Genomic DNA, 15,594 nt, shown 5'->3' on the forward strand with positions numbered 1-15,594 from the left:
TAAAAAAGCTCCAGATTTCTCTGAAGCTTTTGTTTGTTTATTCCTCTGTTGCGGTTTCAAATTCCATGTGATCTATTATTTCTTCATCTGCCTTTACAGGTTTTGAAGCTTTTAGAGCATTAAATCTTTCCAACATTTCAGTTTCTTCTTCTTCACCGCTGAAATATGGGAAAACATCCATAATTGGCGATTCAGAAATGGCAGGAATAGAATATTCTCCCATTGTATTTTTCATAACATGAATCGTGTTATCGTAGGCTTCTCTAACATCATTTGCCTGAACCAGCATGTACATGTTTGATTTTCTTTCTTTTCCGCTTTCTTCATCATAAGCAATCAAAGAAACTTTTGATTTAAACCATCTGTCTGCATTTTCAAACGGATGTATTTCGGCATAATTTGCCACTTTTATATTCGTGATTTTAAACTCTTCACTAATATAAGCCGCCATTTCTTCATTAATTCTTTTTTCGGCTTCTGTATAAGATATAGCATCTACCAAATAAGGTTCTGTTAAAACTTTTTGGCCTCCAGTTTCATCTGTTTTTCTATATTTTACTTTGCATTCGTACCAAATTGCGCTCATCTTTTCTATTTTTTAAGGATGCCAAAGATAGATTTTGCAGCAAAATAAATTTGGAAAAACATCAAATAGATATTCACAATTTACGCTTGTATTCTGTAAAGGGCTGACTGTTTTGTTGTTAGCATATAATTAAAAAAAAGCCTCAGAAAAACTGAGGCTTTAGTTTCCAAAAACATGATTTCTAAATTGTGATAAATTCAGATTTTTAAATCCCGCAGATTTGGCGCAATGTTCTTACTTACGACTAATCTCTGCGTTATTTTAATTATAAACTTGACTACAACCAGACTTAAAATGCTTTTGCGTATATGCATAGCAAATTGTCTATTTGTAAAAAATAGTTTTAAAACGAAAAAAAATAAAATCAAATATCAATTTGATGGTGTTTCAAAGCTTTGGTCCGCGAAAGCCTGAATTTTCTCAACAATGGCAGGTCTCCTGACTTATTCCCATTTTGAACCGCCTTCCCGCATAAAATGCAGTGGCAAAAGATTTGATTTTGAAAACTAAAATGAGTTTTCATATCAGTCAAAATGTTGCATGGAATTTACAGTAACGGGCTTGCTCAGGATTTGCACCTGATTCCCTCTTCGTTAACTGCCCTCGAAAAGTTGCAGTTAAACCATTGCGGGACAAATGTAAGAAAATCAAGTGGGTTTGTAAGTCTGTTTTTAGAAAAATAGTTTGTGTTTTAGAAAAATAGCCTTTAGGAAAGTTTAGGTCTGTGTTTTTTTAATTTGAATTCAAAACTTAAAAGAAATGAATATTATTTAAAATAAAAAAGCTTCAGAGAAATCTGAAACTTTTTTGTGATTATATTTTTTTAAAAAGCTCCGAAATTTCAACATTTAAAGCTTTGCTAATTCGGATAAGTTTGTCAATTCCCATAATCTGTTTTCCAAGCATATATCTTCTTAATGCTTCAATATCTAAATCTGATTCGTGAGCAACATGACGTACTTTAAGATCTTTTTCTTTGATAATTTCTTTTATATTATTCCCGACAATCTTCACTGATTCAGGAACTTCTTTTTTTCTCATCTTAAGTTTTATTTGAATATGGGTTAGTTTTAGAATATGGCTCTTTGTATATTTTGCGCTGATGAAATGGAACTTTTGGATGTAGTTAACGAAGTATTGACAAAAGAGTCTAAAAATAAAAATCCAATTTAAAGTAAAAAAAAAGCTTCAGATTTCTCTGAAGCTTTTTTGTAGTCCGTGGGGGAATCGAACCCCCCTTACCAGGATGAAAACCTGGCGTCCTAACCGATAGACGAACGGACCTGCTTTGTTATTGCGGGTGCAAAAGTGCAACTATTTTTGGAATGTGCAAAGGATTTTTCAAAAAAACTTTCTTTAAATTTTCTAAAATATAAGATTTAATAACATTTCAATTGTAAATAAATTGAGTTAATGTTTACGTATTTGTTTGATTTGTAATTTGTTATTTTGAGTGAAAAATGAGATTAGCAAGGTGTTTTTTTATTCAAAAAAACTTTTAATAAAAGTGAATATTTTTTGTTTTGAAAGAATATTCTTTTAGGTTTTGAAAGATGTCTTTAGCGAAATATACTTCCATGTTTTTTTTGAAGATGCATTATAGCACATGTGCTATAGCGATTTAATTACATATGTATTTTCTTTGATCGGTGAAAAAGAATGAAATCAATTGATCTAATAATCATAAAATGGAATCAGAGGAATTAAGAGCTTTAGAAAATATTAAAAAATTATCATTCAGATATTTAAACATTTTAAAGCCAACTGCGAATAATATATATAATGCTGAAATTAAAATGTCAAGTTACTCTGAGTTGGGATGTGTTATTCTCAATATGCTAAAATTGTGTATTCTGGCTTTAGAATATGATGATTGTGATAAACCATCTATTGATTTAAGATTAATTTTGGAAAAAACAGTTGAATTATTTCCTGTCGATGAATTTGAATTGTTAGATGTAGTAAATGAGCTTTTTGTTGAAAAATAAAAGTTTAAGTTTTACCAGTTGTTTAATTGCTGTAGCAAGTCTTAAAATGTTTAGCCAATTATTAATGGGCTTTATAAAATGGTTTCTTGATTTTTAATTTTATATCAAAATCGAAAATTACTGAACAAATGAACTATATTTAACATCTTCTTTCAAACATTTTTATTCATTTTTAATAGAAATATCTAGACTATGAAAAAAACATTAATACTCATTATTGCATTCTTAGCCTTCACGGCGTGCTCAAAACATGAAGGGAAAAAAAATGTCGCCATTACAGGAATAGATTCTACATTGCGCCCTGGCGATGATTTTTTTAAATATGTAAATGGTAAATGGTATGATTCTGTTTCTATACCTGCCTCTCAAGCCGGAGTTGGCGCTTATATGTTTATGAATTTTCCACAACGAATGCGTCTGCAGGGAATATTAGACAGTATTTCGAAAAGCAGTAATACTCAAGGAAGTATAGCGCAAAAAGTGGGAGACTTTTATGCATCGGGTATGGATACGATAACTATCGATAAACGGGGTTATACGCCTATTAAACCTCTGCTTGCCAAAATTGAAGCAATCACCGATTTACCATCGTTAATGAATTTTGTAGTTAATGAAGAAAAAGTGAACAACTCTTCAATTATAGGTTTTGGAGTGTCGCCAGATGAGAAAAACAGCAGTATGAATATTGCTCAAATCTATCAAACGGGTATTGGTCTGCCAGATAGAGATTATTATTTTAAATCAGATTCTTCAACTGTAGCTATACAGCAATCGTACAAAAAATATCTTACTGCATTGTTTCAATTAACGGGAAGTAATGCTCAGGAAGCTAAAAAGAATGCAGATTTGGTGTACGATATTGACAAACAATTAGCGGTTTCTCATAAAACGAAAGTTGAACTTCGTGATGTACAGGCAAATTATAATAAAATGGCAGTGACAAATCTTGTAAAAAAACACCCAAATATAGATTGGAATACTTTCTTAAATAATTTAGGTGCAAAAACAGATTCTATTAATGTAGGTCAGCCTGCGTATTATGATGCACTGAATAAACTTTTAAAAACCATTCCTATTAATAATTGGAAAATTTATCTGAAAGCAAATTCACTCGAAAGATATGCAGATGATTTAAGCAAGCCTTTTGTAGATGCTTCATTTGAGTATACCAAAGTGCTTTCTGGTCAGGCAGTTCAAAAATCACGCGGTGAAAAAATGGCTAATGTTGTTGACAATTACTTAGGCGAAGCATTGGGTGAATTGTATGCAAAGAAATATTTTTCTGAAGATGCTAAAAAACGCATGCTGGTTCTCGTTAATAATCTGCAAAAAGCGTATGCCAAAAGAATCGATAAGCTGGATTGGATGAGCAGTGTTACCAAACAAAAAGCTAAAGAAAAATTATTCGCCATTACCAAGAAAATTGGATATCCGGATAAATGGAGGGATTACAGTAATGTAAAGATAGCAAGAAATACTTATTTTGAGAATATGATTTCCGCAGCTTCGGCGGCATATCAATTTCAATTGGCAAAGCTGGACAAACCAGTCGATAAATCAGAATGGTTTACTACAGTTCCAACCGTTACGGCGTATAATAATCCTACAGCTAATGAAATTGTTTTTCCTGCCGGTATTTTACAAGCTCCGTATTTTGATAATAATGCAGATGATGCACTTAATTATGGCGGTATCGGAATGGTAATTGGTCACGAAATAACTCATACTTTTGATGATCAGGGTGCTCAATATGATAAAAATGGAAACTTAAAAAACTGGTGGACAAAAGAAGATTATGCGCAATTTAAGTCAAGAATACAGCAGGTTATTAATTTGTATAATACCTATACTGTTTTAGACGGTCTGCATATAAACGGCGCAATGACAGTTGGCGAAAATACAGCAGATATTGCCGGAATTGCAGTTGCTTACGATGCTTTTAAAATGACGGAACAAGGAAAAGGAAATACAAAAATTGACGGTTTTACTCCAGACCAGCGCTTTTTTATTTCTATAGCTAAAATATGGAGGGTAAAAATGAAAGATGAGTTCCTGCGTTTATGGATTAACAATAATCCGCATTCGCCCCCAAATTGGCGAGTTAATGGTCCTCTAATGAACACGACGCCTTTTTACGATGCGTTTAACGTAAAATCTGGAGATAAAATGTTTCTGCCTCAGAAAGACAGAATCACAATTTGGTAATAATCTTGCCGAAGAAAACTCATAAAAAATGCGCAATCCTAAACGTTTTGGGATTGCGCATTTTTTCTAGATTTCTTTTTCGTTTTTAATAAAAATTGATTTGTGTACTTACAGTTTGTATTTTTGCCCTTATGAATGATAACTTTATAAATGAATACTTTGGTATAGGAATACAAAATGGTAAAACACCAGAAAATTTGGGAGTTTTATGGCGATCGGCTCAAAATATGGGTGCGACTTTTATATTTACCATTGGTAATCGATATGCGAAACAAGCCTGTGATACTCATGATGCAGTAAAATCAATTCCTTATTTTCATTATGAAACTTTTGAAGCTTTCTTTGAAAATTTACCTAAAGGAGCAAGGCTGGTTGGTGTAGAACTGGCTGAAAAAGCTTCCGATTTAGAAACTTTTGAACATCCAAGAAGATGCGTTTATTTATTAGGAGCAGAAGATCATGGATTGTCTAAAAAAGCAATGGAAAAATGTCATCATTTAGTCAAATTTAAATCAGAAAAAAGTTTAAATGTGGCCGTTGCCGGAACTATTATTATGTACGATAGAAATTTGTCTAAACCGCGTTCTTAAAAAGCTTTAATGGATTTCATAATGAAATTACTTAGCTGATTTCTGCCGATGCAAGTGTCAGACTTGTGAACATAATTGATATAATAAAAAAAGCTCCAGATTTCTCTGAAGCTTTTGTCTTAGTAGCGGGAAGCATTCAAATATCTAACCAGATTATCTTGGATTAATACAGTATTTTAGCATGTGCATCTTAATTTTTCTTTTCTATTTTTTTTGCATGACTACTCCTACAAGCACTCAAAAGCATTTCTCAAATTCTTTTTTTTTTTTTTCTTTATTTTAAGATTATTATGGGATAATAAAATACGCGGATTAAATTTTATTTTTGAAATATTGAACTATTCAAAGAATTTAAAAAAACAAATTGTAAAATGTAGTTTAATTCTTTTTCCTGCTTTTTTTTGTTTACATATCCATATATTTGAAAACTAATCAATGTGTAATATTTATTAACAGACAAAATCGAGAAGAGTTATTTCATGGAAATAAAAACTAAAAATAATAGGACATTAATTTTTAGACAAATTACAGATGAAAGAATATGGGAAACTAAGACCGAATTGTCTGCAGGTGATGACTTCCGTAAATTCAATTATCAATTTTCTTTTAAGGAAAAAATAATTTCTAAAAAATACATTATTGAAGGTTATGATTTCAATTCATATTTAATAAATTTTATCGATAGGTTTATTGAAAACGAAGAAAAGATATTAAAGATCTCTAGAAAAATCTTAGATGATATTAAGAATGTAAACGACAATTTTGCGTTGAAACATAATTCAGAGAATTCACCATTATTTTATGTGCGAATTTTGAATATTGTAAATTATTCTTTTAAAGTATATTTTTCAACAAATTACGGTTATGAAGAATATATTATAAAGTATTTAGTATATGATAATGGAGATTTTGTCATAACCAAAGTAAAAAGGAAACTTTGTTATTAGATATCTAATTCAATATTCTGAATCAGACATTATAAAAAAAGCTCCAGATTTCTCTGAAGCTTTTTTGTCTTAGTAGCGGGAACAGGACTCGAACCTGTGACCTTCGGGTTATGAGCCCGACGAGCTGCCTACTGCTCTATCCCGCGATGTTCGGGTGCAAAGATACGTTGATTTTTGAGAAAAACAACGAAAATTTTAAAAAATGTTTTATTTTCTGTATTAACTTGATATGACTACCTTTGCAAAATAAATTATACTCAAAATGTCACATAAAGCAGGTTTCGTAAATATCATCGGGAATCCAAATGTTGGAAAATCAACTCTAATGAATGCCTTTGTTGGAGAAAGATTATCTATTATTACCTCAAAAGCACAAACAACACGTCATAGAATTCTCGGAATTGTAAATGGCGATGATTTTCAGGTAGTGCTTTCAGATACTCCCGGAATTATAAAACCGGCTTATGAAATGCAGGAGTCGATGATGAACTTCGTAAAATCCGCTTTTGAAGATGCAGATATTTTAGTTTACATGGTCGAAATAGGAGAGCAGAACCTAAAAGACGAAGACTTCTTTAAAAAAATCTTTTATGCTAAAATTCCGGTTTTACTGTTATTAAACAAAATCGACAACTCAAATCAGGAACAACTGGAAGAACAGGTTGCTTTTTGGAAAGAAAAAGTACCAAATGCTGAAATTTTCCCAATATCGGCTTTACAAAATTTTAATGTTCCCGAAGTTTTTGACAGAATTATTCAATTACTGCCAGAATCTCCAGCTTATTACCCAAAAGACCAGCTTACAGACAAACCAGAACGTTTTTTTGTAAACGAAACTATCCGCGAAAAAATCTTATTGAATTACAGTAAAGAAATTCCGTATGCGGTGGAAATTGTTACTGAGGAATTTTTAGAAGACGATAATATTATCAGAATCCGTTCTGTAATTATGGTAGAACGCGATACACAAAAAGGAATTATTATTGGTCACAAAGGTGCTGCTTTGAAAAAAGTAGGAACTGACGCGCGTGCTGATTTAGAGAAATTCTTCGGAAAACAAATTCATATTGAACTTTACGTAAAAGTGAACAAAAACTGGAGAAGCAACGCCAATATGTTGAAACGATTTGGGTATAATCAGTAATTTTTGTTTAATCGGTTAATCGTTGATTTGTTTAATCGTAAAAACGAAAATATTCTTAAATCCTCATATCTAGCCCTGATAGAAGTGGAAATCCTTTTGTGACGCTTCTTTAGCGGAACAAAAGATTGGAACGGATAGCAGGAACAGCTCCATAAATAACAAGAAATACAATAAAAAACTTAGGTACTTAGAAACTTAGTAGCTTAACATCTTTTTTTAACTACCTTTGCAAAAAATTTAAATAAAGCATTTTGGATTATAAGTGGCAGTATTTCAAGGAAATTGAAATCTGAAATCTAGAATCTGAAATCTAAAATTCAAAAAAATGAATAACATTGTTGCGATAGTAGGAAGACCTAATGTAGGGAAATCAACCCTTTTTAATAGGCTGATACAAAGAAGAGAAGCTATTGTAGATTCAGTATCTGGGGTTACCCGTGATAGAAACTATGGTAAAAGCGAGTGGAACGGAAAAGAGTTTTCTGTCATTGATACCGGAGGATACGTTCGCGGATCTGATGACGTTTTTGAAGGCGAAATCAGAAAACAAGTAGAACTTGCTATCGACGAAGCTGATGTTATTATTTTTGTAGTTGATGTTGAAGAAGGAATTACACCAATGGATGAAACCGTTGCAAAATTACTTCGTAAAGTAACAAAACCGGTTTTATTGGCTGTTAACAAGGTTGATAACGCTATGCGTGAAAAAGATGCAGTTGAGTTTTATAATCTTGGTTTAGGAGATTATTACACTTTTGCCAGTATTTCAGGAAGCGGAACGGGAGATTTATTAGATGCTTTAATCGAAGCTTTCCCGGAAAAACCAGAAGTTGAAGTTAAAGAAGACTTGCCTCGTTTTGCGGTTGTAGGACGCCCAAATGCAGGAAAATCTAGTTTTATAAACGCTTTAATTGGTCAGGATCGTTATATTGTAACTGATATTGCAGGAACAACACGCGATGCTATTGATACAAAATTTGACCGTTTTGGTTTTGAATTTAACTTGGTTGATACAGCTGGAATTCGTCGTAAAGCAAAAGTTAAAGAAGATTTAGAGTTTTATTCTGTAATGCGTTCTGTAAGAGCAATTGAACATGCAGATGTTTGTATATTAGTAATCGACGCAACACGTGGTTTTGAAGGTCAGGATCAGAGTATTTTCTGGCTGGCAGAAAAAAACCGTAAGGGAGTTGTTATTTTGGTAAACAAATGGGACTTAGTTGAAAAAGATACTATGTCGAGCCGTGATTACGAAGAAAAAATCCGTAAAGAATTAATGCCTTTTACAGATGTGCCTATTTTGTTTGTATCTGCATTAACAAAACAGCGTTTATTAAAAGCGCTTGAAGCAACGGTTCAGGTTTTTGAAAACAGAAAACAAAGAATTTCTACTTCAAAATTCAATGAATATATGCTGAAAGTGATTGAAGCATATCCGCCGCCGGCAATGAAAGGTAAATATGTAAAAATTAAATATTGTATGCAGCTGCCAACACAAACGCCTCAGTTTGTATTTTTTGCTAACCTGCCTCAATATGTTAAAGAACCATATAAAAGATATTTAGAAAATAAAATTAGAGATAACTGGGATTTTGCAGGAGTTCCAATCGACATTTATATCAGAGAAAAATAAAAAAATGAGTCCCCGCTAAAATGGGGACTTTTTTTATTACTAAATTTAAATGGCACGTTATTTGAATAAATGTAAAAACTACAATTAAAACAATTAAACCTTTTGTTTTTTTTGAAGTCTAACTAATCTAACTAACCTAATTTTATGACCAAGATTTATTCATTTTTATCATTTTTCTTCCTTTTTGTCTTTGCTGCAAATGCACAAAACGACATTACACTTAGAGGAACCGTTCTTGATGTTAACACACAGCTGCCGTTAGAAATGGCAACAGTTTACTTTACTACTATAAAAGATTCTACCGTAATTGAATATGCCACCACAGATAAAAATGGTGCTTTTAGAATGGATATTAAAAAATATGAGAAGCCTGTTTTTTTAAAGGTGAGCTATATGGGATATCAAACCTATTACGAAGAATACAAGGGGCTTACAGAAAGTAAAGACTTTGGTAAATTGTACATGATCGAAAATGTAAATGCCCTGAACGATGTTGTTATTAAAACAGAGGCAGCACCAATTACCATTAAAAAAGATACTTTAGAATTTAATGCAGCTTCATATAAAGTCCGTCCAGATTCTAATGTCGAAACTTTGCTAAAACAATTACCCGGTTTTGATGTCGATAATGATGGAAAAATTACCGTAAACGGGCGAGAAGTCAATCAGGTTTTAGTAAACGGCAAAACATTTTTTGACAAAGACGGTGCCATTGCTATTAAAAATTTACCAGCTGATATTATTAAAAAAATTCAGGTTTCGGACTTTAAAACCAAAAAAGAAGAGCTCTCAAAACAAGAATCAACTTCAGATTTTTCTAGTATCAATATTACTATTGATGAGAAGAAAAACAAAGGTTATTTTGGAAAAGTCATGGGCGGTTATGGAACAGATGATCGCTATGAAGCTAATGTCAATTTGAATTATTTTAATAATAAACAAAAAATCAGTCTTCTGGCTTCATCAAACAATATCAATTCGACCGGATTTTCAATGGACGATGTTTTTGATAATATGGGAGGCGGAAGAAATTCTAAAGGAGGAAGTTCTGGCTCTGGTGCGAGCGGAAAAGGAATTACGCAGTCGAATTTAGTTGGAGTTAATTATTCTGATGACTGGACAGAAAAACTCCTGGCGATGGGAAGTTATAACTTTTCAAACACCATAAATAATAACGACAGTAAATCAAATCAGCTTAGTTTTTTACCAACAGGAAATCTTATAACTCAGGCGGAATCTAAAACCAGAAATGAAAGTACCGGAAACAACGTAAATTTCGAACTGGAATATAAAATCAGTCCAAGTATGCGAATTGTTGTGGCGCCAAAACTTAATCAATCAAGAACAAACAGCAATGTAACGTCGTCTAGTTTTTCTGAAGATGAAAACGGAAATCCTTTAAATGAAAGTACATCCAAATCATATTCTGAAGGCGATAATACCAATTTTGGAAATACGATTAATTTCAATAAATCATTTGAAAAAAAGTCTCGTAATTTCAGTTTTGTTTTTACTAATAATAATACAAAAAATACCGCAGATGGTTTGAATATTTCAGAAACGATTTTTTATCAGGACGGCCAGCCAAATGATGAAAGAAATCAAACCACAAAAAAGAGAAACAGCAGTGATTCTTATTCTGCCGATATTGAATATACAGAACCCATAACAGATTCTTTACGAGTAAGATTTGGATCTGATTTTGACTGGAAAAGCACTATAAACGACGAAAGAACATTTAATTTTGATCCGGATACGCAGGAATATAACGATCTTAATTTAGCATTAAGTAACTATACAAGTTCAACACAAAACTCGGTTACGCCAAAAGTGGGTGTTACGCTTCAAAAAAATAAATTTACGCTTAATCTGGACAGCCGTACATCAATTGTAAATTTTGATAACCATTCGCTGTACTTAAATAATGCGACTGATTTAAGTAAAAAATACGCTCTGCCTTTTGCTACAGCTGTATTGAGATATAAATTTAATCGTTCTAAAAATTTATCATTTAAATACGATTATTCAAATGCACTGCCAACAGCGGCGCAGTTAATGCCAATTGTAAATTTAAATAATCCGTTAAATACCATTGTGGGTAATCCTGATTTGCATCCTGTAGAAAAAAACAGCGTTAATTTTAATTTCAGAAATTATGATTTCCGTTCGCGTTCAGGTTACAGTTTGTATGTAAAAGGAGATTATTATGACAATGATATTGTTTCGACTTCAGTTTACGACGACAGCGGAAAAAGAACTACAACATATGTAAATATTTCAGGCGTTTATAATGCTTCGATTGGAGCAAACTGGAACCAGTCTGTAAAAAGCGGCGCACATACACTGCGATATGGATTAGGTTTAAACGCAGGTTACAGCTTTGATAAAGGTTTTACAAATGCAGTTTTATACAATGCAAAATCTACATCGATCACGCCAAAAGTATATTTGTCGTATGATTATGGAGATGTGTTAACCATTGCGCCATCGTATAATTTATCATACAATCAGTCTAAATATGAGAATTATTCAAGAGATGCGACTTCAAATGTTGTGCACAGAATTAATGTACAGACAACAACATACTGGCCAGAGAATTTAATCTTCGGAAATGATTTTGGATACACTTATAATTCAAATATTTCGGGCGATTTCAAAAAAGATTTTTATCTGTGGAATACAAGTTTGTCTTACGGATTTTTAAATAAAACCTTGTATGCAAAAGTAAAAGTGTACGATGTTTTAAATCAAAATTTAAGTGCAACGAGAACTATTTCGGCAACTTCAATCCGTGATGAAGAAAATACAGTTTTAAGACGCTACGTGATGTTTTCTCTAGCTTACAAAATTGGAAATTTTACAGGATCTGAAAAAGGAGGGAAGAGAAAAGCGAGAGGATAGTTTTTTAAAGAGTGACAAAGTTGCAAAGTGACAAAGTTACAAAGGCAATAAAAAAGCGCGATCAAATTGCAAATTTGATCGCGCTTTTTTAATCTAAAATCTAAAATCTACGATTAATTTTATGATAAACCGTAAGTCTGATAATATCACGATCATAAAAATCAACACCGCTTGCGCGTCTTTGAAAGTTTTTTAAATAGCCAAGTTCTATACCAAGATTAGGGTTAAAATGATAGCGTAATGAGGCATAAATGCGATTTTGATCGAATGTATTTCTACGATTGTCTTTGCCGTAATTGAATAAAATTTCGTCAGAAATAGTTCCTTTTAAGCTTTGACCTTTTTTTTCCCAAAGAGTAAACATAGATTGTAAACGATATCTAAATCGAAAAGCAAATGAGAACTCATCTAAAAGTCCGTTTTTATCTGCTTTTTGAATAAAACGTTCTTCGAGCTGAAAACGATTGTGAAATGTAATTTTTGAAATATCATTAATTAAAGTTACATCTTGCTGGCCTCTATATTCGGGAACGGAATAATCTGGATCGACATTTGGATTTTGGGTATTCACACTAAAATAAGCAAATCCGGCGCCTAATTCTGTCATTTTATTTGACCTGTAACGGACTTGAGATCGTATAACAAATAGGTTTTGATGAACAGGATTAACAAAACTTCTGTTGTCAAATTCAGAATGCAGAGCCCATTTTTCAGTCAAAGGAAAAATATTGTAATAACGAATCCAGGTCAGCGTCTGCTGATCTGTTTTCTTTACATTTTGTGCTGATAAAAAAGGGCTTAAAATCCCTAAAATAAGTAATAATCTTAAAATCTTCATCTAAAAGATAGATTCAAACTGCGAATATAGACAACCAGAATTAATTTGTAGCAGGATTAAATGTGTTTTAAATGCTATTTTGTGATTTTGTAAATTGAAGAACGGGCTATATAAAATAGTCCGTCCTTAATGAATGTTTTTTAATCTATTTATTAAACAAATCTTCTGCATTTGGATTTTGACGCTGTGCCTCTGCAGCCATTTGCCATTCATGTTTTGTAAAACCAAATTTAGAACCAATAAAATTTCCTGGAAAAGTACTTATGCTATTATTATAATCTGTAATAGATGCGCTTAAATAACGACGTCCAGCAGCAATTTGTTCTTCTGATTCACTCCAGATATACTGCAAATTACTGAATTGGCTGTCAGCTTTTAATTCAGGGTAATTTTCTACCTGAAGCATAATTTGTTTCATCATCTGGCTGGCTTCACTATCTGCTGAATATTCTGTTGTACTGGATTTTAATTCACGTAATTGCGTTATTTTTTCTAATACACCTTTTTCGTAATTGGTATATTGTTTTACAATTGTTACGAGATTTGGAATAAGATCACTTCGTTTTATAAATAAAGCATCGAGTGACGAAAACGCATTTTGAATTTGATTACGTTTTGTATTCAGCGAATTATAAACAGAGATTACAGAGATTAAAATAATGACAATTATGGCGATGCTTAAAATAAATACTGTCATGATATGGATATGAATGTTTTATGAATTAGATTATTTTTTCCAAATATTGATATTCAATTTTAAATCATCAATTATCGAAAATTGCTTGTGTAAATCTTCGTAAAATGAAATAAGCAATTCAGGGTTTAATTTCGTAGTTAATCCCGTTTCAAATTTGTTTGTACGATTATTGTTAGCTACGATTATTTTGTTGTTAGTAAAAAACAAGAAAAGGTTTCCTTTTGCTTTACGCGAAATATCCTTAATATTCTGCATAGTGCTTGGTGTTAAAATATATCGGGCTTCTATTTGATCATCAGCATAAACATCAAACATTTTTGTAAAATCAGGATCTTCCAGTATTATTTTGGATTTTGGTTTAATTATATTGGAAGAAAAAGAATTGCTGGTAATTAAATCTTTAATTCCTGTTTTGGGGGCAACTACAATTTGTGTACTAAATGTTTTATTGAATTTTGCCATGAAGAATTGCCCTGAGAAAATTTCTGTATCCGATTGATTTTCCATATGGATGAGTGGCTTATGAGTTATATACAAATCACTATATTGAAAAGGAACTCCATTATGGCAGCCCAGTATTTGATCATTTCCAGTCACGTCATAAGTTTTATCTTCAAGTATTCCAATTTCGTATATTTCTCTTGCCCCAATATAACCGTGCTCTACATATTGAAAAGACGGATTAATAAAAGCAATCATTTTCTTGAAAATCTGTTCTTTAAATGAAACGTAATTTTCTCCGGAATTTCCTGTCTGCGGATATTTTTTCTTCATTATCGGTATATAAACCAAATAAATTAAGGCACAAATTATCCCAAATCCTATTATATAGTTTGTAAATACAGAGCTTCCGTCATCTGTATTACTTGCAGCTGCACTTGATGCTGTTATGAAATTAAATCCCATATATCCTCCAATAATCAAAACACAAAAGATTATTGATATGATAGACATATTTAAACCTTTTTTACGGCTTTTTTCCATATTATCCAAAACAGGAGTTAGCTCCTTTTCGGCATATTCTTTAAATTCAGCGATTGTTTTTAAGGGTACAGATTCTGTCATTTGGATTACTTCAGTGCTGTTAAGATTTTCTTTTAAATTATTTACATGTTCTATATTTACACCGCTTAATAAAACCTTAAAATCGGGTTCAATTCCTGCAGGTACAGGCAGAATATAGATTTGATTTTCTATAGAGAAACTAAGAAAATTTATAGGATTTAATTTAATTTTAATTTTCCCCACCGGTAAGATGATCTTGTAATCAACGTATTGAGTTATTGAAGAAGCTTTTTTTCCTGTATTTAAATCATTAAAAAGCTGCTCTATTAAAAGGTGTCGATTATTAAGTGCTTTGAATTTTTTAAGTATTGAAAAACCAAATCCGATAATAATAATTGGGATAATCAATTTGTAATAAATAGGAGTACTGGTAGTACCAAAACGAGAAAATAAAACGTTAGATAAAACAATTAAAACCAAAATGCCAATTACTGCATAAAATGCAAAAGCATAATAGGTTAATTTTTTATCACGATTATGTTCTCTTAAAAGGATTTCTTGTATGTTAGTATTGTTCATTTTATTTTTTATTGTCTAGTTTTTTCCAAATATTTTTTCTTTGATTTATTTGATAAAAGAGGGACTTAATAGTCCCTCTAAAAATAATTATGTCCGAAGAATGTATTTAGATTATTTCAATGGATATAAATTCCACATGCTTTTTTGGTTGTTTAGCATTCCCAAGATTACAGTTGCAAAGTCTGCTGGATTTCCTCCGTACATGAATGCACGACCTGTCATAAATGATGAAGCATATTCTGACCAGTTATTGTATCTTTCTTTTGCCATTTTGCTTGCGGTTTCCAGATATTCTAAACAAGTTTCTTGATCTATATATCCTGCGGCATAGCAGTAACGAGATAATGAAGCTATTCTTTCAATGTCCCACGCATCGATGTCTTTCGGATTTCCGTTTTCGTCAATGTTTAATTTTAAAACTGGAGCTAAAGCCTGTTCGTATTCCTTTACATTATACACCAATTGCGGCCTCATATTCCGG

Annotated in this window: 13 protein-coding genes, 2 tRNA genes and 1 riboswitch; of the genes, 7 read left to right on the top strand and 8 right to left on the bottom strand. The window is 31.9% G+C overall.

All coding sequences use genetic code 11. The features are described from left to right. Positions 1–37: 37 nt before the first annotated feature. The 3 genes from ABD859_RS09850 to ABD859_RS09860 all read right to left on the bottom strand — a co-directional run bounded on the left by ABD859_RS09850 (position 38) and on the right by ABD859_RS09860 (position 1,870). Positions 38–586, bottom strand: coding sequence for a DUF4494 domain-containing protein (locus tag ABD859_RS09850; protein WP_345143575.1), 549 nt, complete (start codon positions 584–586; stop codon positions 38–40). A gap of 411 nt (positions 587–997) precedes the next feature. Further along, a riboswitch (cobalamin riboswitch) is annotated at positions 998–1,228 on the bottom strand. Between the two features lie 171 nt (positions 1,229–1,399). Beyond that, positions 1,400–1,627, bottom strand: a complete 228-nt coding sequence (locus tag ABD859_RS09855) for a helix-turn-helix domain-containing protein (RefSeq protein ID WP_345143578.1) — start codon at positions 1,625–1,627, stop codon at positions 1,400–1,402. 171 nt (positions 1,628–1,798) lie between these two features. Beyond that, positions 1,799–1,870: transfer RNA gene (locus tag ABD859_RS09860), tRNA-Glu, on the bottom strand. Positions 1,871–2,274: 404 nt separating this feature from the next. Here ABD859_RS09860 and ABD859_RS09865 point away from each other — a divergent pair. From ABD859_RS09865 to ABD859_RS09880, 4 genes are all read left to right on the top strand, one after another. Beyond that, positions 2,275–2,574 carry a hypothetical protein gene (locus ABD859_RS09865; protein WP_345143580.1) on the top strand — a complete coding sequence of 100 codons (300 nt, stop codon included), beginning with the start codon at positions 2,275–2,277 and terminating at the stop codon, positions 2,572–2,574. Positions 2,575–2,766: 192 nt separating this feature from the next. Next, positions 2,767–4,779, top strand: coding sequence for a M13 family metallopeptidase (locus tag ABD859_RS09870; RefSeq protein WP_345143582.1), 2,013 nt, complete (start codon positions 2,767–2,769; stop codon positions 4,777–4,779). A 131-nt stretch (positions 4,780–4,910) separates the two neighbouring features. After that, entirely contained in the window at positions 4,911–5,369 is a 459-nt protein-coding gene (locus ABD859_RS09875; RefSeq protein WP_345143584.1) for an RNA methyltransferase, read from the top strand. A gap of 479 nt (positions 5,370–5,848) precedes the next feature. Then, on the top strand, positions 5,849–6,316 hold the full coding sequence (locus tag ABD859_RS09880) for a hypothetical protein (RefSeq protein WP_345143585.1): 468 nt from the start codon (positions 5,849–5,851) through the stop codon (positions 6,314–6,316). Positions 6,317–6,389: 73 nt separating this feature from the next. Here the strand turns inward: ABD859_RS09880 and ABD859_RS09885 are convergent. Next, a tRNA-Met gene (locus ABD859_RS09885) sits at positions 6,390–6,462 on the bottom strand. A 116-nt stretch (positions 6,463–6,578) separates the two neighbouring features. Here ABD859_RS09885 and era point away from each other — a divergent pair. The 3 genes from era (at position 6,579) to ABD859_RS09900 (ending at position 11,994) form a co-directional block, all read left to right on the top strand. Continuing rightward, complete coding sequence (era, locus tag ABD859_RS09890; RefSeq protein ID WP_345143588.1) at positions 6,579–7,460, top strand: GTPase Era; 882 nt, start codon at positions 6,579–6,581, stop codon at positions 7,458–7,460. Positions 7,461–7,785: 325 nt separating this feature from the next. After that, entirely contained in the window at positions 7,786–9,093 is a 1,308-nt protein-coding gene (gene der / locus ABD859_RS09895; RefSeq protein ID WP_345143590.1) for a ribosome biogenesis GTPase Der, read from the top strand. A 144-nt stretch (positions 9,094–9,237) separates the two neighbouring features. Further along, positions 9,238–11,994 carry an outer membrane beta-barrel protein gene (locus ABD859_RS09900; protein ID WP_345143593.1) on the top strand — a complete coding sequence of 919 codons (2,757 nt, stop codon included), beginning with the start codon at positions 9,238–9,240 and terminating at the stop codon, positions 11,992–11,994. Positions 11,995–12,094: 100 nt separating this feature from the next. Here the strand turns inward: ABD859_RS09900 and ABD859_RS09905 are convergent, their stop codons facing one another. From ABD859_RS09905 to ABD859_RS09920, 4 genes are all read right to left on the bottom strand, one after another. Then, complete coding sequence (locus tag ABD859_RS09905) at positions 12,095–12,832, bottom strand: DUF2490 domain-containing protein (protein WP_345143596.1); 738 nt, start codon at positions 12,830–12,832, stop codon at positions 12,095–12,097. A 145-nt stretch (positions 12,833–12,977) separates the two neighbouring features. After that, positions 12,978–13,529 carry a LemA family protein gene (locus tag ABD859_RS09910; protein WP_345143598.1) on the bottom strand — a complete coding sequence of 184 codons (552 nt, stop codon included), beginning with the start codon at positions 13,527–13,529 and terminating at the stop codon, positions 12,978–12,980. A 30-nt stretch (positions 13,530–13,559) separates the two neighbouring features. Continuing rightward, positions 13,560–15,113 carry a DUF3137 domain-containing protein gene (locus ABD859_RS09915; RefSeq protein WP_345143600.1) on the bottom strand — a complete coding sequence of 518 codons (1,554 nt, stop codon included), beginning with the start codon at positions 15,111–15,113 and terminating at the stop codon, positions 13,560–13,562. A gap of 111 nt (positions 15,114–15,224) precedes the next feature. Next, on the bottom strand, positions 15,225–15,587 hold the full coding sequence (locus ABD859_RS09920; RefSeq protein WP_345143603.1) for a DUF1266 domain-containing protein: 363 nt from the start codon (positions 15,585–15,587) through the stop codon (positions 15,225–15,227). Positions 15,588–15,594 lie beyond the last annotated feature (7 nt).

It is taken from the genome of Flavobacterium ginsengiterrae (assembly GCF_039539785.1).
GTDB lineage: Bacteria > Bacteroidota > Bacteroidia > Flavobacteriales > Flavobacteriaceae > Flavobacterium > Flavobacterium ginsengiterrae.